This is a genomic window from Frankia sp. CpI1-P, from assembly GCF_001421075.1.
Lineage (GTDB): Bacteria > Actinomycetota > Actinomycetes > Frankiales > Frankiaceae > Frankia > Frankia torreyi.
In genome coordinates this window covers 1-20,795 of record NZ_LJJX01000083.1, presented here as the reverse complement: position 1 = coordinate 20,795, position 20,795 = coordinate 1, and the positions used below count along the sequence as shown (strand labels likewise).

The window sequence follows — 20,795 nt, the reverse complement described above, 5'->3', positions numbered from 1 at the left end:
CAGCTCGCCCACCCACTCACCCTGCATGATCACAACACTGGCGTCGACCACCACACCAGAACCCGGACCCGCAAGATTTTCAGTGGTCTCCTAGTCGCAGCCGCTCCGCTCACCACTTCCGACCCACCGGCACCGCTCCGCCACGCAAAGGGGCCGGCTGATGCCGAAGCATCTGCCGGCCCCGCTGGCGCAGAGGTCGCGGCCGGGCTCCGCCCGGGCCGCGGGGTACGTCTCAGTCCTCGGGCACCGGGGGGTGCCAGAAGTTCTCGAACACGAGGCAGGTCGCAAACACCACGACCATTGCCAGGCCGAGGACGAGCAGCCAGATCCCGAAGACGAGGCCCATGGCGGCCGTCACCGAGCTCGCGCCGATCAGGAACGGGTAGTAGCTGCCCGGCGTGAAGTGCCCGAGCTCGCCGGCACCGTCCGCAACCTCGGCGTCCGGGAGGTCCTGCGGGCGCATACCGATCCGGCGGCCGGTGAAGATGAGGTAGCCGCCGACCAGCAGACCCAACCCGGTGGTGAGGGTGAGCGCCGCGGTGCCGGTCGGGTCCTTCGCCCAGAACCAGTAGACCAGCGCCNCAGCCCCGGCGAAGACGCCGAAGAAGCTGAAGATGATGCCTTCCACCTTCATACGATCACCGTCCCCTAACCGATCTCAGGTGTCGCGTGGTAGTCGACCCGGCCCACCGTGGCCGGGAAGTGCAGGTCGAACGCGGGCCGCTCGGAGCGGATCCGCGGCAGCGTCCGGAAGTTGTGCCGCGGCGGCGGGCAGGACGTCGCCCACTCCAACGAGTTGCCGTAGCCCCAGGGATCGTCGACGACGGCGAGCTGGCCCTTGCGGTACGAGTGCCACAGGTTGTAGATGAACGGCAGCGTCGACAGGGCCAGCAGGAACGACCCCGCCGAGGAGACCGTGTTCAGGGTGGTGAAGCCGTCGGTCGGCGAGTAGTCGGCGTAGCGCCGCGGCATGCCGCGCAGACCCAGCCAGTGCTGCACCAGGAACGTGGCGTGGAAGCCGAAGAACACCGTCCAGAAGTGGATCTTGCCCAGCCGGTCGTTCATCATCCGGCCGGTGANCTTCGGGAACCAGAAGTAGGTGCCGNCGNANGCGGCGAANACGACGGTNCCGAANANNACGTAGTGGAAGTGGGCGACGACGAAGTAGCTGTCGCTGACGTGGAAGTCGATCGGCGGGCTGGCCAGCANCACCCCGGTCAACCCGCCGAANAGGAANGTCACCAGGAAGCCGAGNNNGAACAGCATCGGCGTCTCGAAGGTGAGCTGCCCGCGCCACATCGTGCCGATCCAGTTGAAGAACTTGATGCCGGTCGGCACCGCGATCAGGAACGACAGGAAGGCGAAGAACGGCAGCAGCACCGCGCCGGTGACGNACATGTGGTGCGCCCACACCGCGATCGACAGGGCGCCGATGCCGATGGTGGCGAAGACGAGGCCCTTGTAGCCGAACAGCGGCTTGCGGGAGAACACCGGCAGGATCTCGCTGATGATCCCGAAGAACGGCAGCGCGAGGATGTAGACCTCGGGATGGCCGAAGAACCAGAACAGGTGCTGCCAGAGCAGCGCTCCGCCGTTCGCGGCATCGAACACGTGCGCACCGAACCGGCGGTCAGCCTCCAGCGCCAGCAGCGCCGCGGCGAGCACCGGGAACGCGACCAGCACAAGGATCGAGGTGACCAGGAAGTTCCAGCAGAAGATCGGCAGCCGGAACATCGTCATACCGGGCGCACGCAGCGTCAGGATCGTGGTGATCATGTTGACGGCGCCGAGGATGGTGCCCAGACCGGAGATGGTCAGGCCGACGATCCACAGGTCGGAGCCCGCCCCGGGCGAGTAGATCTCGTTGTTCAGCGGCGAGTAGGCGAACCAGCCGAACGACGCCGCGCCGTTCGGCGTGAGGAAGCCGGCGATGACGGTCAGGCTGCCGAACAGGAAGAACCAGTAGGACAGCGCGTTCAGCCGCGGGAAGGCGACGTCCGGCGAGCCGATCTGCAGCGGCACCAGGAAGTTCGCGTAGGCGAACGCGATCGGCGTCGCGAACATCAGCAGCATCAGCGTGCCGTGCATCGTGAACAACTGGTTGTACTGCTCGTTGGAGAAGTACTGCAGTCCCGGCCGCGCGAGCTCCGCCCGCATCATGATGGCCAGGATGCCGGCGAAGAGGAAGAACGCGAACGAGGTCACGAAGTACATGACCGCGATGTCCTTGTGGGACGTCGTGCGCAGGTAGCCGAGCAGGTTCGTCCGCTTGGGTAGGTGGGGTTGCTCGGGCTCGGCGTGGCCGACGCCCGACTCTTGCACGAGGGTCACTGTCCGCTCCCGGTGGTGGCAGTGGTTGCGGTGCTGGCGGCGGCGGCGGTCGTCGTCCCGGCCGACGTCGACGGAACAGCCGCATTCTGCCGCTCCGTGATGAACCTGTCGTACTCGTCCTGCGGCACGACCTTCACGTAGAAGTTCATCCGGTCGTGGTCGGTCCCGCAGAGCTCGGCGCAGCGACCGATGAAGGTACCGGTCTTGGTCACGGTGAGCTCGAACTGGTTGACCCGACCGGGCACGACGTCCCGCTTGAACAGGAACTCGGGCACCCAGAAGGAGTGGATGACGTCCGGCGAGGTCTCCACGAACCGGATGGACCGGTTCTGCGGCAGGACCAGCACCGCGGGCTCACCGGGCCGGCCGGTGACCTCGATCTGGTTCGGCCCCGTGTGACCGGCGCCGGGGTCGATGTACTTGAACTGCCAGTTCCACCGGAAGCCGATGACGTCCACCGTGACGTCCGGGTGGGCCGAAAGCTTCGTGACCTTCGACTCGTCGCGCGCGGTGAAATAGAATATCGCGCCGACGATCACGACGGGAACGACGGTGTACAGAATTTCGACGGGCAGGTTGTAGCGGATCTGGCGCGGGAGCACGTCGCTGCGCTTGCGGAAGGCGACGACCGCGTAAAGGATCATGCCCCAGACGACCGCGCCGACGATCAGCGCAGCGATCGCCGAGCCCTGCCAGATATTGAGCAGCCGCGGGGTGTGGTTGGTCACACCATCCGGGTAGCCGAAGTTGGGTTTGTCGCAGGCGGTCGCCGCGATCCCCACGACGGCGAGCGCGCCGACCAGGCGCAGGGGTCGGCGCACCGGCCGCGCCCGTCGCCTCCCATGGGCGCCGACCGTGCCAACCGCCTCGACCGCGTCGTTCGCGACCCCGCCCGCACCGCCGGAGTCAGCCGGCGTCGTCGGCGTGTCCTCGACATCCGCGACCGACGGCCGGGTCCGACCGAAGGATCTCCTCACCAGGTCCTGCCTCCCACGACTAGCGGCCCGCGTCGACGGGGCGGAGGCTGTCCGCCGCCATCCGCGAGACCCCAGAAACGCCATGTCACCCCGGTCGATCCCTCCGGACGACATGCTGTCTTCGACACGCTGTAGATGGTGCGGCAGCAGCGTATCTCAGCGGCCCGGCAGCTTCTCGCCACAGGCCCCATCAAGGGCCTGTGACGCACGCCCCCCAGGGCCCGTCACGGCGTAGCGTCGCACCCGTGTCGGCCTATCTCGACCACGCGTCGACCACCCCCCTGCACCCCGCGGCCCGGGAGGCGCTTGGGGTGGCGCTCCAGGACGGCTGGGCGGATCCGGCGCGGCTCTACCGGGAGGGCCGGCGCGCCCGGATGCTGCTGGACGCGGCCCGCGAGACCGTCGCGGGCGTTCTCGGCGCCCGGCCCGACGAGATCAGCTTCGCGGCGAGCGGGACCGCGGCGGCCACGCTCGCCCTGCTCGGCACGGCGTCCGCCCGCCGCCGCGCCGGCGATCTGATCATGGTGAGCGCGGTCGAGCACTCCAGCGTGCTGCATGCGGCGCAGCACCACGAACAGGCCGGCGGGCGGCTCGTCGAGGTGGGGGTCGACCGCTTCGGACGCGTCGATCCGGCGGCGTTCGCGCCGGTTCCCGGCACCGCCGTGGCCAGCCTCCAGCACGCCAACCACGAGGTCGGCACTGTCCAGCCGGTCGCCGAGGTCGCCGAGCGGCTGCGTGCCGCGGGCGTCCCGCTGCACACCGACGCCGCCGTGACCGTCGGCCGGGTGCCCGTCGACCTGGGCGCGCTCGGCGCGGACCTGCTGACCGCGAGCGCCCACAAGTTCGGCGGCCCGGCCGGGGTCGGCATCCTCGCGGTGCGCACGGGAACCCGCTGGCGCAGCCCCGGGCCGGCCGACGAGCGCGAGGGCGGGCGGGTGGCCGGCTATCCGGACGTCCCGTCGATCGTGGCCGCCGCCGCCGCGCTGGCCGCCCGCACCGCGGAACTCGCGGCGGAGGGCCCGCGGCTGGCCGGCTACGTCCGCGACCTGCGGCGCCGGCTGCCCGAGCTCGTCGACGGGGTGGAGCTGCTCGGCGATCCGGACCGGGCCCCGACCGTGCCGCACATCACCGCCTTCTCCTGCCTGTACGTCGAGGGCGAGGCGCTGCTGACCGAGCTGGACCGGGCCGGCATCGCGGTCAGCTCCGGGTCGAGCTGCACCTCCGACACCCTCACCCCGAGCCACGTGCTGGTCGCCATGGGCGCGCTGACCCAGGGGAACCTGCGGGTGTCGTTCGGCCGCGACTCCACCCGGGCCGATCTCGACGCCCTCCTCGACGTTCTGCCGGGCGCCGTGCGGGCCGTGCGGGCGCGCCTGGGAGCGGACGGACTGTGACCGGACGGACTGTGACCGGACGGACTGTGACCGGACGGCCCCCAGGATCCGAACGGCCCAGGACGACACGACAGGCGGCCGGCCGGGCCGGGACGGCAGGCCCGGGGCGGCGGGCGACCAACGTCACCCGGATCCGCCGACGCCCGGCCCGGCCCGGACCGGCCTGTGACGTGCCCGCTCAGGGCCTCGGGAGGTGAGCAGGCGATGACCACGGACGGGCCGGCGGACGCCGGGACCGACCCCGATCAGGACAGCCCCGCGCCGGCGGCGACGGTGGACTCGCGTGGCCGGCGCTGCCCCCTGCCGATCATCGACCTCGCCCGTGCGTTCGGCTCGGTGGTGCCCGGCGGCACCATCACCCTCTGGGCGGACGACCCGGCAGCCGGCCCGGACGTGGCGGCCTGGTGCCGGCTGCGCGGTCAGGAACTGGTGGCGGCGCGCGCGCTGCCGGCCGGCGGCGAGGAGTTCGTCATCCGCCGCCTCGCCTGAACGAGCGGCCCACGGCCCAGCCGGTTCTGTCGGTTCAGCCGGTTCTGTCGGTTCAGACCGTGGGCAGGTGCTCGGCGATCTGGGCGGCCGCGTCGGCGCCGTAGGCCTCGGTGATCCGCTTGAGCATGTCGGACGGCTCGGNCGTGTACTCCTGCGTGCCGACGGTCTCCAGGACCAGGGTGGCGAGCAGGCAGCCGACCTGGGCGGAACGTTCGAGCGGCAGCTCCCAGGACAGCCCGGCGAAGAAGCCGGCGCGGAAAGCGTCGCCGACGCCCGTCGGGTCCGGGGTGGCCCGGGCAGGCACCACGGGGACGCGGATCGGGTCGCTCTCCGGCGCCTCGATCACCACGCCGTCCTTGCCGTGGGTGGTGACCCGCACGCCGACCTTCGCCAGGATCTCCGCGTCGCTCCAGCCGGACTTGCTGGCCAGCAGCGCCTTCTCGTACTCGTTGCAGAACAGGTAGGCCGCGCCGTCGACGAGCTCACGGATCTGCGGGCCCTCCAGCAGCGCCAACTGCTGGGACGGGTCGGCGGCGAAGGCGTAGCCGCGCTCGCGGCACTCCCGGCTGTGGCGCACCATCGCGTCCGGCGCGTTCGGGCTGATGATCACCATGTCCAGCCCGCCGAAGCGGTCCGAGATCGGCCGGAGCTCGATCTCGGCGGCCTCGCTCATCGCCCCCGGGTAGAAGGAGGCGATCTGGTTGAGGTCCTCGTCGGTGGTGCAGACAAAGCGAGCCGTGTGCGCGATCTCACTAACCCGGATGGTGGTGGTGTCCACTCCGTTCCGGTCGAGCCACGAGCGGTAGTCGGCGAAGTCCTCGCCGACGGCACCGACGAGGACCGGGCGCAGGCCGAGCCGGCCAAGACCGAACGCGATGTTCGCCGCGGTCCCACCGCGACGAATCACGAGTTCGTCGACGAGGAAGGACAGCGACACGCTGTGGAGCTGATCAGCGAGCAACTGCTCGGCAAACCGCCCCGGGAAGCGCATGAGGTGGTCGGTGGCAATGGAACCCGTCACGGCGATACGCACGATCGTGGAGCCTACCGGCACCTGTGGCGGCTCGGAACAGCCCCCGCCGCCGTGACCGAACCGCGGGCCGTGACCGAACCACGGACAGCGCCACGGAGGACGCGGCCGCCGGGGAAGACGAAGAAGCCCGGCCCGACCGCGGTGGGTCGAACCGGGCTCTTCGGTGCTGAACTATTCGGCGGCGCCTGCGGGAGCCGGCTACGACCTCCGTGCCACTGGTGAGAGGAATGCACCAGGGCTGGGGGGCGGCCGCCGACGGCGGCCCAGGGTGGCCGCCTGGTCGATCAGTGGAACGAGTCGCCGCAGGCGCAGGAGCCCTGCGCGTTGGGGTTGTCGATGGTGAAGCCCTGCTTCTCGATGGTGTCGACGAAGTCGATCGTCGCGCCGCCGAGGTACGGAGAGCTCATCCGGTCGAGGACGACCTTGACACCGGAGAAGTCCAGGACGGTGTCACCGTCGAGGGACCGCTCGTCGAAGAAGAGCTGGTANCGCATGCCCGAGCAGCCCCCGGGCTGCACTGCGATGCGCAGCTTGAGGTCATCCCGGCCCTCCTGCTCCAGCAGGGTCTTGACCTTGCCGGCGGCCGTGTCGGTGAGGATGACGGTCGAGGACTGCGTCGCGGTCTCCGTCGTGTCCTGAACGGTCATAAGGACTACTCCTGCCCTTGCTGGACGTGCCTGAGGTGCCAGGCATCACTGGTTCCGGTCGGGTACTGCGCTTCCGGTCGGTTGCATCCGGTCGGGTACTGCCCGCGGCGAGCCGAGTCGCCTCGGCCGACGCCCCGGGCACGGCACAGCGTCTGCGCCGACGTTCNTGCCCAACACCATGGGACGGGATCCGCTTCCCATCGTAGCGATGCCAACGGAGCCGGGCCATGGCGCCGACCTGCGGGCCACGAGACGCCGATCACCTCCGATCACCTCCGATCGCCTCCGGCCACCTTCGTGACCCCGTTCACGTCCGCGACCGGAACCAGGTTGAACGGCCCGAACGGCCCGAACAACCCGGACAAGCCGGCGCCCGACCGGCGGAGCTCCACATACGATGGTCGCGGGGAGTTAGAGTCTCATCGACCATTCGCGGACGGCCCCGGCGGGATCGCCGGTCGGTCGGCGCGGACGACCAGGCGGCCAGGCTGCGGGCCGGTCGACCAGAGGAGCGCCATGACGATCAATCCGACCCTCGGGCGGGATCCGGCCCTCGCGCAGGTGGGCGTCACCCCGTCCCCGCTGGCCCTGCTGCTGCTCGGCCGCGGGTCGGACCCGGCGAGCGAACGTGGCGTCGACTGCCCCGGCGAGCTGCCGCCGGCCGCCGATCCCACCCTCGCGGCCCGCGCCGCCGCCNCAAAAACCGCGCTCGGTGACCGGGTCTTCATCCTGGGGCACCACTACCAGCGCGACGAGGTCATCGCGTTCGCCGACGTGACCGGCGACTCGTTCAAGCTCGCCCAGCAAGCCGCCGCGCGCCCGCAGGCCGAGGCGATCGTCTTCTGCGGCGTGCACTTCATGGCCGAAAGCGCTGACATCCTCACCGGCGCACACCAGCGGGTCATCCTGCCCGACCTCGCCGCCGGCTGCTCGATGGCCGACATGGCCACCGCCGAGCAGGTCGAGCAGGCCTGGGACGACCTGCTCGACGCCGGCGTCGCCGCGGACACCGTCCCCGTCAGCTACATGAACTCCTCGGCCGCCATCAAGGCGTTCACCGGCCGGCACGACGGCACGATCTGCACCTCCTCGAACGCCCGGCGGGCGCTGGAGTGGGCGTTCGGCGAGCGCGGCGGGGCCCGCGTGCTGTTCCTGCCCGACCAGCACCTCGGGCGCAACACCGCCGTCGGCGAGCTGGGGATGACCGAGGCGGACTGCGTCGTCTACGACCCGCACCGCCCCGGCGGCGGGCTGACCCACCGCCAGTTGCGCGAGGCGAAGATGATCCTCTGGCGCGGGCACTGCTCGGTCCACGGGCGCTTCACCCGCGACAGCGTCGACGAGGTGCGCGCCCGCATTCCCGGGATCACCGTCCTGGCGCATCCGGAGTGCCGCCGGGAGGTCGTCACGGCGGCGGACCTGGTCGGCTCCACCGAGTACATCATCTCCGTCGTCGACGCCGCCCCCGCCGGCTCGGCGTTCGCCATCGGTACCGAGTTGAACCTCGTGCAGCGCCTGGCGAAGCGGCACCCCGACAAGACCATCGTCTTCCTGGACCGTACGGTGTGTTTCTGCTCCACCATGAACCGGATCGACATGCCGCACCTCGTCTGGACGCTGGAGTCACTCGTCCGCGGCGAGACGGTCAACCAGATCGCCGTCGACCGGGACGTGGCCACCTTTGCCCGGAAGGCACTCGATCAGATGTTGGCTCTGCCCTGATGGCCCTGCTGAAGCGGCGTGGCTCCGCCGAGTCCGAACCGCTCGCCGAGCAGGTCGAACTCGACGAGCAGGACCCGTCTGCCGACCCGCGGCGCACCGCGGCGAAGGGGCGACCCACGCCGAAACGCTCGGAGGCCCGGGCCGCCCGTGGCAAGACCGCCGCGCCGACGGGCAAGGGCGCGAGTCGTCAGGACGCCAAGTCCGCCCGCCGCCGGCAGAGCCAGGAGTACCGGGCGGCGATGATGTCCGGGGACGTCAGCCGGCTGCCGCCACGCGAGCGCGCCCCGGAGCGGGTGCTGGCGCGCGACCTCGTCGACACCCGGCTCACCGTCGGCCCGTTCTTCCTGGTGGCCGCGGTCGTCTACTTCGTCGGTGGGCTGATCCCGAACGGCGTCGTCCGGCTCGCCGCGACCCTGCTGATGCTGCTCGGCATCATCGCGNTCGTCGTCGACTCGATCGTGCTCTCCTGGCAGGTGAGCCGCAAGGTCGCCGAGCGTTACCCGGACTCGCGGGTGCGGGTGCGCGCCTACGCCGCCCAGCGGGCCCTGCTGCCGCGTCGCTGGCGGCTGCCCCGCCCGCGGGTGTCCCGCGGCGACGCGCGACCCTAGCCCCCAGCTGGGCTGCGAGCCCCGGCGTGGGTTACGCGGACCCTCGCCGGGGTGGGTGGACGCCGTCGTAGGTTTGTGACGTGAAGCATCGGCGCCTGGGGCGCAGCGGCCTGTCCGTCAGCGAGATCTCCTACGGAAACTGGATCACCCACGGTGATCAGATCGAGGCGGACGCGGCGACGGCCTGCGTGCGCGCCGCCCTCGACGAGGGCATCACGACCTTCGACACNGCGGACGTGTACGCGGGCACCCGCGCCGAGACCGTCCTGGGCGACGCCCTCCAGGGCGTCCGCCGGGAGTCCTACGAGCTGTTCACCAAGGTCTACTGGCCGACCGGCCCCGGCGAGAACGACAAGGGCCTCGGCCGCAAGCACATCATCGAGTCCGCCCACGCCTCGCTGCGCCGGCTGCGCACCGACCATCTCGACGTCTACCAGGCGCACCGCTACGACCCGACGGTGNCGCTGGAGGAGACGCTGCGGGCCTTCGACGACCTGGTCCGCGCCGGCAAGGTGCTCTACATCGGGGTCTCGGAGTGGTCCGCCGAGCAGATCACCGACGCCGTGCGGATCGCCGGCGAGCTGGGTCTGGACCGGATCATCTCCAACCAGCCGCAGTACTCGATGCTGTGGCGCACCATCGAGGCCGACGTCGTGCCCGCCAGCGAGCAGGCCGGCATCTCCCAGATCGTCTGGTCGCCGATCGCGCAGGGCGTNCTGACCGGCAAGTACCTGCCCGGTCAGCCGCCGCCGAGCGGCAGCCGCGCCACCGGCGGAACCGGCGAGCGGTTCATCTCGCGGCTGCTCAACGACGACGTCCTGACCGCGGTGCAGGACCTGCGCCCGATCGCCGCGGACGCCGACCTGAGCATGGCCCAGCTCGCCGTCGCCTGGGTGCTCCAGAACGACAACGTCGCCTCGGCGATCATCGGCGCCTCCCGGCCGGAGCAGGTGCGGGAGAACGTCAAGGCGGCCGGGGTGACCCTCGACCCGGCGTTGCTCAAGCGGATCGACGACGTGCTCGCCGACGTCATCCAACGCGGCTGAGGCCGCCGCCGAGCCCGATCGAGGTGACCGGTGAGCACAGCCGACCCGACCTCCGCCGAAGGCGAGTTACCCCCGCCGGCGGCGGGTGAGCTCGTCCTGGCCCGCGACGCCGGACCGGTCCGGTGGCTCACGCTGAACCGTCCTCATCGGCTCAACGCCCTGACCGCGGACTCCTACCGGGCGCTGCGGGCGGCGCTGGTGGCGGCGGACGGCGACGAGGCGGTGGCGGTGGTCGTGCTCACCGGCGCCGGGCGGGCGTTCTGCGCCGGCGCGGATCTCACCGAGCTCCCCGGCACCGACCGCGGCCGGCTCGTCGCCGACTTCGAGGCGCTCGTCCTCGCCCTGGCCGGCCTGTCCAAGCCGCTTGTCGCGGGGGTGCACGGGGCGGCCGTCGGCCTGGGGATGACGATGCTGCTGCACTGCGATCTGGTGGTGGTCGCGGAGTCGGCGCGGCTGCGGGCGCCGTTCACCGAGCTGGGGACGGTGCCCGAGGCCATGAGCTCGGTGCTGCTGCCGCGGGCGGTCGGCGCCCAGCGGGCCGCGGAGCTGCTGTTGACCTCGCGCTGGGTGAGCAGCGCCGAGGCCGTCGAGTACGGCCTGGCGATCCGCCGCTGCCCCGACGCCGACCTCGACGCCGTCACCGGCGAGCTCGCCGCGCGCATCGGCGCCTTCCCGGCGCCCGCGGTGGCGGCCACCAAACGTTTGCTGCGGGCCGGATCCGCCGGGCCGGCGGTGGCACCCCGGCCGGGAGCCGGACGCCCGGCCGTCGAGCACACGCAGGTCGAGCGAGCCGGAAGCGCGCGGCCGGAAGTCGAGGTTGCCCGCGCGGTGCTGCGCCGCGAGCTCGCCGAGGGGGCCGCCCTGAGCAGCCGGCTGGGCGGCCCGTGACGTCCCTCGGCCGCGGGGCGGGCGTGACGCGGCGGGAACGGAATCAGGCGCCGGCGACGGGTCGGCTGAACGCTGCGGTCAGCGCGGCCCAGGTCCGATCCAGGTCGGAGCCCGGCAGGTACCGACCGTCGAGTTCGAGGATGACCGTGCCGTGCGCCGCCGCCCACAGCGCCTGCGCGAGGTAGGGCTCCCCCGTGGCCCGGTAGAAAGGCTCCCCCGCCCAGTCCTCCACCCCCGCGGTGAGCTGGTCGCGGCGCAGCGGGCCGGAGGTGACCAGCCGGTAGAGGTTCGGGTGCGCGCGGGCGTGGGCGCGGTAGGCGGCCAGCAGGTCGCCGAGCACGCTCGCGGCGTCGGCGCGGTCGACGACGCCATGCAGCAGGTCGCCCATCTCGACCAGGGCGGCGTCGACCAGCCTGGCCTCGAGCTGGTTCTTGCCGGCGAGGTGCTTGTACAGCGAGGGGGCGCGGATGCCCAGCAGCTCGCCGAGCCGGCGCATCGTCAGCGCCGCCGCGCCCTCCTTCTCCAGCACCTCCCGCGCGACCGCGATGATCTCGCCGACCCGCGGCGAGGGCGACGCCAGTGCGGGCCGGGGCGCGACGGGCGCCAGCGGCAGCCGGCCCGGACCCTGCGGCGTCCCCATCCGTCCCGTCCCTCTCTCGCGCGCCCGGTCCCCTGCCTCCCGCGGCGCCGGGGCGACGCATCGACCGGTCAGCGCGCGGTCAGTGTGAAGACCGGATGGCGATGGGCGATCCGGCGGATCTCCTCGTCGGTGGAGTCGGGCCCGACCCCGTCGAAGAAGGCGCCGACCTCGGCCTTCCAGCGCTTCAGGTAGGCCCGCAACACGGCGACGCTGTCCGCCGGGGCCAGNTCGTCGGCGTGGTAGAGCGTACGCGAACGCCCCCGCAGCAAGGTCAGCTCGCCGCCCGCGGCACGGACGTTGCGGACCCACTGCCCGTGGCCACGGGCGGACACCAGGTACTGCCGCCCCTCGTGGGTCAGCAGGTTCACCGGGGTCCGCCGCGGCTGGCCGCTGGTCCGGCCGCGTACCTCCAGCACCCGGCTGCCCAGCACGCTCACGCCGGCCCGGGTCACGAGCGCCACNAGGCGGTTGGCCACGTTGCGGGTGAACCAGCCGGGCGCGAGGTAGTGCGCGCCGCCGGAACGGGACGACGCCTGGTCACGCTGCTCGGTCATGGGACTGCACCTCCGGGACGACAGATCGGCTAACACCGTTAGCCGCAGCATCAGCTAACACCGTTAGCCTGACCGTTGTCAACGGACACGAAGGCGACCGCATCACGGCCCGTGTCACCGCCGGCGCGGGCGTCACCGCCGGCGCCGGCGCCGGTGATGGTCTACGTGGTCAGGTGGAGGCGTCCGGCCGCTTCGCCGGCCTGGCTCACGCCGGCCTGGTAGGCGGGCTGCCAGCGAGTCGGGTCACCCGGGTCGGGGCCGAAGGCGTTCTGCGCAGCCTCGTCGGGCGCGATCCGTACGACGGTGGTGGCACCGGCCGGCGCAGCGGCGGCCCCGAACCTGTGTGCCAGCGGTTCGATCACCACGACGGTGGCGACGCCGGCGGCCAGGTGGGTGTGGGACCCTCCACCCAGCGCACCGTCCATGTAGCGGCGGCCGTCGACCGTGACCGGCGGGTAGGCGCCGGGCATGGCGCAACTCGCCGCGACGGCCACGGGCAACGCCACCCCGCTCGTGCGGTCCCAGACGACGGGCCGGCCGGTCTCGACATCCACAGCGGTGATCAGCATCGGCCGGCCCGGCCAGTCCCCTGTTCCGGTCAGGGACCGCACGTCTGCTACGTGCACCTGCTCGGGGACGGTCGGGGCGGTGAGCGCGATCCTGCCCACGCGGCGGCGGGCCTCGGCCGGGTCGAGCCCAGAGTCGCCGAGGGTGGTGAACACCTCCGCCATCAGCCGGGAATCCGGGCGCCGCTGCGGGCCGGGCAGGGTGGCGAGGCGGTCGAGGTCGCCGCCGGTGGCCAGGACCGCCCCGGCGATCGCGCCCGCCGAGGTGCCCACGACCAGGCCGGCCTCGGCGAGGTCGACGCCGTCGGCGCGGAGCCCGGCCGCCAACCCGAGCAGCCACGCGGTACCGACGAGGCCGCCAGGACCCAGCACAACCGCCGTCGCACCGGAGAAGGTCATGCCCGCCAGCGTCATACCTCAAGGCCAGGTGAGGTCAAGGCCCTCAAGGCCGTCAAGGCCCCGGTCGGGATCAGGTGACCGGGCGCAGGCTCATCGGGCCGTAGATCCGCCGTCCGGCGTCGAGCAGGGTGACCTGGACGACGCCCGCCGCGAGCAGATCGCGCCACGTCTCCCCGAGCCAGGTCTCGGCGTCGCCCTGGCTGGTGAAGGATTCGGAGCTCGACGCACCGCCGACCGTGGTGATCGTTCCGTCGTCGCCCTCGTAACGCCAGGTCCAGGTCATGCGTGGGTCCCTTCTCCCGGGCGGCCCGAGTCGGCCGGCCGCCTTGCGCGATCGCCCGATCGTTCGACCGGTGGACCCATCCAACCGTGTGCCCCGCGGCGGCGCGGCGCCCCGGATCAGCGCGCCGCCCGTCGTCGGCCTCGCCAGGGCCGATACTCCGCGGCAGATCGGCCGAGCGGACCGGCGGTTCGGTGCCGCACGCCACTGGCGCGCACGCGGGCACCCGCGTCAGGATGTCCACGACGCCGGTAACGTCTGCCCCGGCAGGACATGGAACGACGTGCGACGTCGAGCGCACATCCGGTACATCCGGTCGAGGAGGAAGAACCCGCGTGGGAACGACCGTCTACAACGCTGCAGCCTTCGCCGCCGAGTCCGCGGAGCATGATCCGCCCCTGACCTGGTGGGCTGCCGTGATCGTCACCTTCGTGGCCATCTTCCTGCTGGCGGCGGTGCTTGCGCTGATGACCCGGTGGGAGCGCAAGCGCCACCCGCACGTCTGAGCCGGACGCGGCGGCGGTGCGAGTAACGCTGCTCGGCACGGGTTCGGCGGACGGCTGGCCGAACCCGTGGTGCGACTGCGCGTCCTGCGCCTGGGCNCGGGAGCACGCCGTCCGCGGGCAGACCGCCGTCCTCGTCGACGACGCGCTGCTCATCGACTGCGGGCCCGACGTGCCGCGGACCGCCGCCCGGCTCGGTGTCCGGCTCTCCGNCCTGCGCCACCTGCTGATCAGTCACGCGCATCCCGACCACCTCGGTCCGGAGAGCCTGATGTGGCGGTCGTGGTCCTCCGCCGCCGGTCGGCCGCTCGACGTCGTCGGGCCGCCCGCGGCGCTGGCGGTGTGTCGCGAGTTCCTGACCCGGTGGGAGGGGACCGACCCGACCCGGGAGGGCTCCGCCCTGCGGTTCGTTACCGCTCTGGCATCGGCGGAGGATGCCGGGCCCACGGCCGAGACCGGGCCGACGGAGGAGCCGACGGCGCAGACCGGGCCGGCAGGGGCACCGCTGCGGCTCGGTGCGGACGGCGCCGGCTACCTCGTCCGGCCGCTGGCCGCCCGGCACGGCGACGCGAGCATCGGCCCGGGGGTGCTCTACGACGTCACTGCGCCGGACGGCGGCCGGCTGCTCTACGGCTGCGACACCGCGGCACCGCTGCCGGCGGCCACCCTCGCCGCCGTCGCCGGCCGGGCCTACGACGTGGTGCTGCTGGAGGAGAACAACGGGGACCGGCCGGGCTTCGGCGAGCACCTCGGCCTCGACACCTTCGCCGAGGTCGTCGCGGAGCTGCGCCGCCGCGGCGCCGTGGTCGAGGGCACCCAGGTGCTCGCCGTCCACCTGAGCCACCGCAATCCCCCCGGCGACGAGCTGGGCCGCCGCCTCGCCCTGCTCGGCGCGCAGGCGCCCGAAGACGGTGCCGTCCTCGACCTGGTGCCCCGCGCCCCGCTCCCAGCCGTCCAGTCCCCGGCTCCCGCCCCGCACCTCACACGCCCCGCCGCATCTCCGAGCTCCGCGACGCCCCCGCCGCACCGGGTACTGATCACCGGTGGGGCCCGGTCGGGGAAGTCCGCCGAGGCGGAGCGCCGGCTGCTCGCCGAGCCGTCGGTGGTGTACGTCGCCACGTCGGTGCCCCCAGACCCCACGGCTCCCCCGGACGCCGAGTGGTCGGTGCGGATCGCTGCGCACCGCGAGCGCCGACCGGCGGCGTGGACGACCGTGGAGACCCTCGATCTGGTGCCGCTGCTGCGCTCGCCGGGACCGCCGCTGCTCATCGACGGGATCGGGCTGTGGGTCGCGGCAACACTCGACGACCCGGAGCTGGCGGCCCGCACGAGCGAGCTGATCGAGGCGTGGCGGCACACCCCACGCCGCGTGGTCGCGGTCACCGACGAGGTCGGCTCCGGAGTGGTGCCGCCGACGGCCGCCGGCCGCCGCTTCCGCGACGCGCTCGGTCGCCTCAACGCCGAGCTCGCCGCCGCCTCCGACGAGGTCTGGCAGGTTGTGGCGGGCACGGCGATCCGGCTACGCCCCCGAGCCACGGACTCCTAAGCCGTCCATGGTGGGTTCAAGCCCCACCCGCCCCACCACGCTGCGTAGTTAGCGTCCGACCTGGGCAAATAGGTTTGACCTATCAATCGGTTTGATGGTCAGGATTCTGTAGGTGCAGGTCAGCGGGCGCAAAGGCCCGGTTCGTACATTGCCGGGGCTTCCAGGCGGCCCGGGCTCTGGCGGTGACGTCCGATACCGACCCTCGCCTCGGCCACGGCACCTCGCTTTCCCCATAACGGGTCGCCACGCTCGGTAGTGGTCGCGGGGCGTCACGGCTCTGGGGTGCTGAGACGTAGAACGCGGGGCCCCGATAGGAAGTAGGTCCTTCCACAGATCCACTTTAGACAAGGCCCCGCGCGCACCTCGCCCCGCCGAGCACGGCGCTGTTCTGCCTGCCCGTGCGACCCTTCCCTGCCGGGCGCCGGGTGGATGCGTCCGCCCCGCGCCCGGCGAGCAGTCACTGTTTCTTCGCTTGCCCCGACCTCAACCGGTTCCACGGTCGTGCCTGCGGGCGGGATGCGGAGAAGCTCGTCGATCCTGTCGTGNGATCCGTGGGCCTGCGCCATCGTGTAGATCCGTGCACCCGGCAAGCGATGGGACGTGAGCTGTAGTAGTGCAAGATCCTGCTCGGCCTCGACGATGATGTCGGCCGGTCGATCACCCACTGTGTGGCGCGCTAGTAGCTGTTCGACCAACGGCCGAGCGTAGGAGAGGGCGGTGAGCACGGTCGAGTCGAACACGAACGTGAAGCCGCGAGCGGCGGCCTTGGCGACCTGAACGATCTCGACGGCTCCATTGGCGACGTGAAGGTCAAAGGTCAAACCGGTGGCCTTGCTGAGCTTCGCCAGCGTTTCGAGCGGCGGCTGCGTCTCGGCAATCTCTCCGCCCACGCGCCCACCCGGCCGCATGGGGCGGAGGCAGTCGTCACGCGGCTGAGGGTGTGCCCGCTGGTCATTGCTCCACGGCCCGCAGGATGGGCATGAGTGCATCGTCGATGAGGGCGGATTGCGCGGCCGGGTCGGGCGCGGCGCCAGTGAGCAGAATGTCCANGAAGAGCGCGGCAACGGCGAGGGACATGACCCGGTCGGCCGAGGCGAGGTTGACGCTTTCCCCGCGTGCGGTCGCACGGGTGCAGATGGCCCGGCCGACGTCCGCGGCGTTCTCATCGATCTGGGATCGGACCAGGCTCCGCAAGGTCNCATCGTCGCGGATCCCCTCCAGTAGTCCGAGGAGCGATGGCGCTCCCGTGAGGGTGCGCACAATGCCGGCGACCGCGGCGGTGAGGTCGTCACGCAGTGTGCCCATGTCGGTGACCTCCGGGTCGTTGCTCTCCGCGCGGCGGCGCAGAGCGTCCGCGACCAGCTCGGCTTTCCCCGGCCAGTGTCGGTACATGGTGGTCTTCGAGGCCCGGGCTCGTGCCGCGATCGCGTCGACGGTCACGCGTTCGTAGCCGACCTCCGTCACCAGCTCCGCGACCGCGTCCAGGATCGCTCCCCGGCGCGCCTCGCCACGGCGAGAGGGCCGACCGAGGTCAGCCGTGGTCCGACGGGCGGCGGGAGCAGGCACAGATCGACTCCAATGTGTACGGTACGGTATCGTACACATCATACGCGACCGCCCCGAAGGGGGATCACCGATGAACNACACCATCGAGCCCGTCACCCTCGCCATCCCTGANGAGCAGCTCGACGACCTTCGCCGCCGTCTCGTCCTCACCCGGTGGCCGGCCGGTCGGACCGTGAGCGACTCGAGTCAGGGCCCGACCCTGGAACGGCTGCGGGACCTGGTCGAGCATTGGCGGGACAGTTACGACTGGCGGCCGACGGAACGGTGGCTGAACGAGGCTGGTCAGTACCGGACGACCATCGACGGCCTGCCGATCGACTTCCTGCACATCCGGTCCCCCGAACCGGAGGCCCTACCAATGATCATGACTCATGGCTGGCCCGGGTCGATCCTGGAATTCCGGAAGGTGGTCGGCCCGCTGAGCGATCCGGCCGCCCACGGGGGAANCCCCCGGGACGCGTTTCATCTCATCATCCCCACGCTGCCCGGCTTCGGGTTCTCCGCCAAGCCCGCCGAGACCGGCTGGAACCTCCAGCGCATCGCAAGAGCGTGGATCGTTCTCATGGAAAGGCTCGGCTACGACCGGTGGGCCGCCCAAGGCGGCGATCTCGGTTGTGGAGTCACGGATGAGATCGCCCGTCGGCAACCGGCAGCCCTGCTGGGAATGCACCTGAACTTCGCAATGTTCGGGCCGACCGCGGATGAGATCGCGGACGCGACACCGGAAGAACAAGCCATGCTGCGCAGCGCCCNGTACTTCTGGGACAACCTGTCCGGCTACGCCAAAGAGCAGCAGACCCGCCCGCAGACGATCGGCTACTCGCTCGCCGACTCACCCGTGGGCCAGGCCGCCTGGGTTTATGCCATGATCCAGGATACCTGCGGCACCCCGGGTGACGCGGAAGCCACGTTCACCCTCGATGAGCTGCTGGACGAGATCATGATGTACTGGCTACCCAACTCCGGCGCATCCGCCGCCCGCCTCTACTGGGAACTCGAGCAGGCCAGNTGGTCGACCCCCGCGACCATCGAATCCCCCACGAAGCTGCCGGTCGGATTCACGATGTCACCGAAGGAGCATGTGCGGAAATCTCGTCGTTGGCTGGAACGCCGCTACAGCGACGTCGTCTACTTCAACGAACTTCCGGCCGGTGGCCACTTCACCGCACTCGAACAGCCCCACGGATTCGTGGCCGATGTCCGAGCCACCTTCGCACCCTTGCGCTGAGACGCACCGGTGGCTGAATGGGCCCGAGGATACCAATGTGATCAGCGGGCCTCCCTCAGGGTTAGATAGTGACTCGTTCGGGTCAAGGTGCAGAAACTCTGAGACGCNGTCCGAGCGGGAGGACATTGNCGAACCCGAAGCAGAACGTCAACGCGACCACCACGCTGACGATCACGGTCACAAGACGGGCGGAAGCGTCCGGCACCGCCAGGAATTCGGAACGCTTGTTCGATGCGGTAGATGATGTAGTGGTCGGCGCGGTCACGGAACATCGTCCGAGGTCAGGGTCCGTGTGGCGACCGGCCGGACGGTGATTTCGGGACCGGGAATCAAGATCAACCGGTTCGTATGCTGGTACACATGGTCCACCAAACCCGCAGGTAGACAGCCACTTCCAGGGTCCTCAGGGCGTGGCCAAGGCTAGATCATCCCGTACTTACCCCGCACCTTGAAACGATCTTGATCGCTGCTGTCGACGTCCATCGAAGCCGATCAGGGTTGTTCTGTGGACCCCATTCTCCGGATGTGATCTGCGACACGCCGCCTGGGGTGGAGAGCCGGTGCCCGCAGGCGGCTCGGCGCGCCCCGGCCGCGATCCTGCCGAACGGGACAACTCGCCCACGTCGACAGCCTCTCGGTCCTAGGGTGGCGGTCACGGAGCGCGCCGAGACGGGAGCATCGCCGTGACGCTGATTGTCCACCCGGTGCCGATCGCCCCCTGTTCGCACAGCGTGCGCGCCGGGGCCGCAGACCCCTGCCGTCCCCTCTNGCCGGTCTGCCGCGGGGCCGGTGACCGCGTCGTGGCCTGGAAAGAGTCAGACGCTCACGGGCGGCGGGGGTGAGCCGCCGTGGCCGGCCGCGTTCGCGCTGGTCGGCGACGTGTGAGCCGTTCACGCAGATCGGGCGGCTGCGCTGCTCCCACTGCATTGGCGGCGCTGGACGTGCTGCGGCCAGGGTCAGGCAGGGTCGTCAGTAGTGGCCGTGTGGCCGCTGCGACCGTGGAGAGAGTCGACGATCACTTCGAGGAGGAACTGGGCCTTCGCGTCGATCGGGCGGTCACTGTAGACGGACTGGACGAGGTCGAGGCCTTCGTCGACGGTGGTATAGCCGAGCGTGCGGTAGAGGAACGCGATGTCGTCGGCGTCGGCTTCGACCCGGGACGCGAACAGCTTCATCGCGAGAAGGTATTCGGCGGAGGCGACGTCGACGGTGAGGTGGTCGGCCTCGAAGTATCTGGTCGCGGCCGGATCTGGGCCGGGCAGGAAGCCCTTCACCGCGTCGTTGAGCCAGTCGGCCGGGAGGGCGTGGCGTTCGGCGAGCGCGGAGGCCGCGGCGCGGACGACGTCGGTCGGCAGGAAGACGGCATCAAGGTCGCGGGTGGAGCGGGTCGCGTCGTAGACGAGGGCAAGCGCGGCCCCGCCGACGAGGAACAGGTCGGCCTTGGCTCCGCGCCGNCCCAGTTCGTCGTTGCGCTCCCGGAGCAGACCGGTGATCGACTCGCGGCCGAGGCCGGGGCCGGTCATGTCACGCCCGCTGGAGCGCGCCGCTGGTGATGAACACGCCGCGTTTGCGGAACGACAGCGGGGACTCGACCAGCGCCCGGGGATGCAGGCCCTTGAGCGCGGTGACGAACCACCACGGCACCGCCTCGAGCGCCGGGTCGCGCACCCACGGGGGGGCAGGCCAGCCGTTGCGGCGGGCGAGATACTCTCCGAGCGCGGCGAGAGCAGCGTCCACTCGCCGGTCGCCGGACGGCCGGGGGCGGTCGGTCCACATCGCCTGGGCTGCATCAAGGCCCTGGTGACGCAGCACGCTGGTGTAGTCGTCGAGCAGCTGGACAACGATGTGCCGCCAGATGTCCTGGAGGCGTGACTCGGCCGCGACCATGCCGGCCGCGACGGCGGCGGCGTCGTCAACGGTCCGGAAGGCACTCAACGGGTCCACGTTCCCNCACTACGCTGCTGATCATGATTTTCGGTGTGCGCGACAAGGTGACGGCTTCAGTGGACTACGGTCGGTCACAGGTCGCGACCAGGGCGCCNCCGTCTCCTACTGATCTTTAATGTGCCGGGTCGGGTTGATCCGGTGGTGATCGCTGGGGTGATCGTTGGGGGTTGGGTAGTCCGTTGGTATGAGGTATGNGANGGGTGGNGGGTTGACCGCTGAGGATCGAGATCGCCGGGAACGGATACGACAAGAAGCCGCGCATTTGTTCGAACAGGGTGTGTCGAACCGGGAGGTTGCCGCTGGGTTGCGGGTGACTGAGCGGTCGGTGGAGCGGTGGCGGCGGGTGTGGAAGGCCGGTGCCCTACCTGCCAAGCTGGTCCGAGGCGGTGGATGTCTAGTATTCACTGACTAGTAGACCGTCGCCACTAATG

The 20,795-nt window shown here is 71.1% G+C and carries 17 protein-coding genes and 22 pseudogenes; 19 read left to right on the top strand and 20 right to left on the bottom strand.

The genetic code is table 11. The features are described 5' to 3' along the window. Nucleotides 1-232: 232 nt before the first annotated feature. The 7 genes and pseudogenes from FF86_RS29365 to coxB form a co-directional block, all read right to left on the bottom strand. Nucleotides 233-581, bottom strand: a pseudogene (locus tag FF86_RS29365) (cytochrome c oxidase subunit 4); the annotation flags it as partial. A 1-nt stretch (nt 582) separates the two neighbouring features. Next, nucleotides 583-634: pseudogene (locus FF86_RS63395) on the bottom strand (cytochrome c oxidase subunit 4); the annotation flags it as partial. Nucleotides 635-648: 14 nt separating this feature from the next. Continuing rightward, nucleotides 649-1,079 (bottom strand): annotated as a pseudogene (locus FF86_RS60465) (cbb3-type cytochrome c oxidase subunit I); the annotation flags it as partial. Between the two features lie 59 nt (nt 1,080-1,138). Beyond that, nucleotides 1,139-1,208: pseudogene (locus tag FF86_RS60455) on the bottom strand (hypothetical protein); the annotation flags it as partial. A 49-nt stretch (nt 1,209-1,257) separates the two neighbouring features. Continuing rightward, nucleotides 1,258-1,393, bottom strand: a pseudogene (locus FF86_RS60440) (cbb3-type cytochrome c oxidase subunit I); the annotation flags it as partial. A gap of 1 nt (nt 1,394) precedes the next feature. Next, nucleotides 1,395-2,331 (bottom strand): cbb3-type cytochrome c oxidase subunit I (locus FF86_RS60435; protein ID WP_396230175.1); only part of this gene is annotated, 937 nt, incomplete at its 3' end. Continuing rightward, nucleotides 2,328-3,308, bottom strand: coding sequence for a cytochrome c oxidase subunit II (gene coxB, locus FF86_RS29355; RefSeq protein WP_044888478.1), 981 nt, complete (start codon nt 3,306-3,308; stop codon nt 2,328-2,330). The genes FF86_RS60435 and coxB, both read right to left, overlap by 4 nt. 245 nt (nt 3,309-3,553) lie before the next feature. Here coxB and FF86_RS29350 point away from each other — a divergent pair, with 245 nt between their 5' ends. Both FF86_RS29350 and FF86_RS29345 read left to right on the top strand, forming a co-directional pair. Then, a complete protein-coding gene (locus FF86_RS29350) occupies nt 3,554-4,702 on the top strand; it encodes a cysteine desulfurase family protein (RefSeq protein ID WP_044888477.1) in 1,149 nt (382 codons plus the stop codon). 204 nt (nt 4,703-4,906) lie between these two features. After that, nucleotides 4,907-5,191, top strand: coding sequence for a sulfurtransferase TusA family protein (locus FF86_RS29345; protein ID WP_236706255.1), 285 nt, complete (start codon nt 4,907-4,909; stop codon nt 5,189-5,191). Nucleotides 5,192-5,333: 142 nt separating this feature from the next. Here the strand turns inward: FF86_RS29345 and FF86_RS29340 are convergent. The 3 genes and pseudogenes from FF86_RS29340 to FF86_RS60425 all read right to left on the bottom strand — a co-directional run. Next, nucleotides 5,334-6,224, bottom strand: an 891-nt coding sequence (locus tag FF86_RS29340) for a carbohydrate kinase family protein (RefSeq protein WP_242419849.1), incomplete at its 3' end; no start/stop codon positions are given. 284 nt (nt 6,225-6,508) lie between these two features. Then, nucleotides 6,509-6,712: pseudogene (locus tag FF86_RS60430) on the bottom strand (HesB/IscA family protein); the annotation flags it as partial. Nucleotide 6,713: 1 nt separating this feature from the next. Next, nucleotides 6,714-6,871: HesB/IscA family protein (locus FF86_RS60425; protein WP_396230176.1), on the bottom strand; the 158-nt coding region annotated here is incomplete at its 3' end. A gap of 516 nt (nt 6,872-7,387) precedes the next feature. Here FF86_RS60425 and FF86_RS60420 point away from each other — a divergent pair. From FF86_RS60420 to FF86_RS29315, 9 genes and pseudogenes are all read left to right on the top strand, one after another. Next, nucleotides 7,388-7,567 (top strand): annotated as a pseudogene (locus FF86_RS60420) (quinolinate synthase NadA); the annotation flags it as partial. A gap of 1 nt (nt 7,568) precedes the next feature. Then, nucleotides 7,569-8,593 (top strand): quinolinate synthase NadA (gene nadA / locus FF86_RS60415; RefSeq protein WP_242419848.1); only part of this gene is annotated, 1,025 nt, incomplete at its 5' end. Further along, nucleotides 8,593-9,033 (top strand): annotated as a pseudogene (locus tag FF86_RS29325) (DUF3043 domain-containing protein); the annotation flags it as partial. The gene nadA and the pseudogene FF86_RS29325, both read left to right, overlap by 1 nt. A 1-nt stretch (nt 9,034) precedes the next feature. Continuing rightward, on the top strand, nt 9,035-9,201 hold a 167-nt coding region (locus FF86_RS60410), incomplete at its 5' end, for a DUF3043 domain-containing protein (protein WP_242419851.1). Nucleotides 9,202-9,281: 80 nt separating this feature from the next. Further along, nucleotides 9,282-9,430: pseudogene (locus FF86_RS60405) on the top strand (aldo/keto reductase); the annotation flags it as partial. A gap of 1 nt (nt 9,431) precedes the next feature. Then, nucleotides 9,432-9,662: pseudogene (locus FF86_RS60400) on the top strand (aldo/keto reductase); the annotation flags it as partial. A 1-nt stretch (nt 9,663) separates the two neighbouring features. Then, nucleotides 9,664-9,916: pseudogene (locus tag FF86_RS60395) on the top strand (aldo/keto reductase); the annotation flags it as partial. Nucleotide 9,917: 1 nt separating this feature from the next. Continuing rightward, the coding region (locus tag FF86_RS60390; RefSeq protein WP_242419847.1) for an aldo/keto reductase at nt 9,918-10,247 on the top strand (330 nt) is incomplete at its 5' end. 30 nt (nt 10,248-10,277) lie between these two features. Beyond that, nucleotides 10,278-11,135, top strand: coding sequence for an enoyl-CoA hydratase/isomerase family protein (locus FF86_RS29315; protein ID WP_055408960.1), 858 nt, complete (start codon nt 10,278-10,280; stop codon nt 11,133-11,135). Nucleotides 11,136-11,178: 43 nt separating this feature from the next. Here FF86_RS29315 and FF86_RS29310 read toward each other — a convergent pair whose 3' ends face one another. The 6 genes and pseudogenes from FF86_RS29310 to FF86_RS29295 form a co-directional block, all read right to left on the bottom strand. Then, complete coding sequence (locus FF86_RS29310; RefSeq protein WP_044888473.1) at nt 11,179-11,775, bottom strand: TetR/AcrR family transcriptional regulator; 597 nt, start codon at nt 11,773-11,775, stop codon at nt 11,179-11,181. A gap of 68 nt (nt 11,776-11,843) precedes the next feature. Next, a pseudogene (locus tag FF86_RS60385) lies at nt 11,844-12,002 on the bottom strand (nitroreductase family deazaflavin-dependent oxidoreductase); the annotation flags it as partial. 1 nt (nt 12,003) lies between these two features. Continuing rightward, a pseudogene (locus FF86_RS60380) lies at nt 12,004-12,236 on the bottom strand (nitroreductase/quinone reductase family protein); the annotation flags it as partial. 1 nt (nt 12,237) lies between these two features. After that, nucleotides 12,238-12,329 (bottom strand): annotated as a pseudogene (locus FF86_RS60375) (nitroreductase family deazaflavin-dependent oxidoreductase); the annotation flags it as partial. A gap of 161 nt (nt 12,330-12,490) precedes the next feature. After that, entirely contained in the window at nt 12,491-13,294 is an 804-nt protein-coding gene (locus tag FF86_RS29300) for a patatin-like phospholipase family protein (RefSeq protein ID WP_044888482.1), read from the bottom strand. 70 nt (nt 13,295-13,364) lie between these two features. Continuing rightward, nucleotides 13,365-13,577 carry a hypothetical protein gene (locus FF86_RS29295; RefSeq protein ID WP_044888471.1) on the bottom strand — a complete coding sequence of 71 codons (213 nt, stop codon included), beginning with the start codon at nt 13,575-13,577 and terminating at the stop codon, nt 13,365-13,367. A 332-nt stretch (nt 13,578-13,909) separates the two neighbouring features. Between FF86_RS29295 and FF86_RS35090 the strand changes: the two genes are divergently transcribed. The 3 genes and pseudogenes from FF86_RS35090 to FF86_RS29290 all read left to right on the top strand — a co-directional run. Next, a complete protein-coding gene (locus tag FF86_RS35090; RefSeq protein WP_009742877.1) occupies nt 13,910-14,080 on the top strand; it encodes a hypothetical protein in 171 nt (56 codons plus the stop codon). A gap of 97 nt (nt 14,081-14,177) precedes the next feature. Next, nucleotides 14,178-14,289 (top strand): annotated as a pseudogene (locus tag FF86_RS60370) (cobalamin biosynthesis protein CobU); the annotation flags it as partial. A 1-nt stretch (nt 14,290) separates the two neighbouring features. Further along, nucleotides 14,291-15,623, top strand: a 1,333-nt coding sequence (locus FF86_RS29290) for a bifunctional adenosylcobinamide kinase/adenosylcobinamide-phosphate guanylyltransferase (RefSeq protein WP_242419846.1), incomplete at its 5' end; no start/stop codon positions are given. A 951-nt stretch (nt 15,624-16,574) separates the two neighbouring features. On the opposite strand, the pseudogene FF86_RS69175 reads toward FF86_RS29290, so the two are convergent. The 3 genes and pseudogenes from FF86_RS69175 to FF86_RS69165 form a co-directional block, all read right to left on the bottom strand. Continuing rightward, nucleotides 16,575-16,672: pseudogene (locus FF86_RS69175) on the bottom strand (hypothetical protein); the annotation flags it as partial. A 1-nt stretch (nt 16,673) separates the two neighbouring features. Then, nucleotides 16,674-16,821 (bottom strand): annotated as a pseudogene (locus FF86_RS69170) (hypothetical protein); the annotation flags it as partial. Nucleotide 16,822: 1 nt separating this feature from the next. Next, nucleotides 16,823-17,228 (bottom strand): TetR/AcrR family transcriptional regulator (locus tag FF86_RS69165; RefSeq protein WP_396230174.1); only part of this gene is annotated, 406 nt, incomplete at its 3' end. A 73-nt stretch (nt 17,229-17,301) separates the two neighbouring features. Between FF86_RS69165 and FF86_RS60365 the strand changes: the two are divergent. The 4 pseudogenes from FF86_RS60365 to FF86_RS60355 all read left to right on the top strand — a co-directional run. Beyond that, nucleotides 17,302-17,635: pseudogene (locus tag FF86_RS60365) on the top strand (epoxide hydrolase N-terminal domain-containing protein); the annotation flags it as partial. 1 nt (nt 17,636) lies between these two features. Then, nucleotides 17,637-17,941 (top strand): annotated as a pseudogene (locus FF86_RS60360) (alpha/beta fold hydrolase); the annotation flags it as partial. Between the two features lies 1 nt (nt 17,942). Continuing rightward, nucleotides 17,943-18,197 (top strand): annotated as a pseudogene (locus FF86_RS63390) (epoxide hydrolase); the annotation flags it as partial. A 1-nt stretch (nt 18,198) separates the two neighbouring features. Beyond that, nucleotides 18,199-18,417: pseudogene (locus tag FF86_RS60355) on the top strand (epoxide hydrolase); the annotation flags it as partial. A gap of 956 nt (nt 18,418-19,373) precedes the next feature. Here the strand turns inward: FF86_RS60355 and FF86_RS60350 are convergent. Then, nucleotides 19,374-19,871, bottom strand: a pseudogene (locus FF86_RS60350) (DUF6036 family nucleotidyltransferase); the annotation flags it as partial. 701 nt (nt 19,872-20,572) lie between these two features. Between FF86_RS60350 and FF86_RS69160 the strand changes: the two are divergent. Next, on the top strand, nt 20,573-20,776 hold the full coding sequence (locus FF86_RS69160) for a helix-turn-helix domain-containing protein (protein ID WP_128423664.1): 204 nt from the start codon (nt 20,573-20,575) through the stop codon (nt 20,774-20,776). The last annotated feature ends 19 nt before the right edge of the window (nt 20,777-20,795 follow it).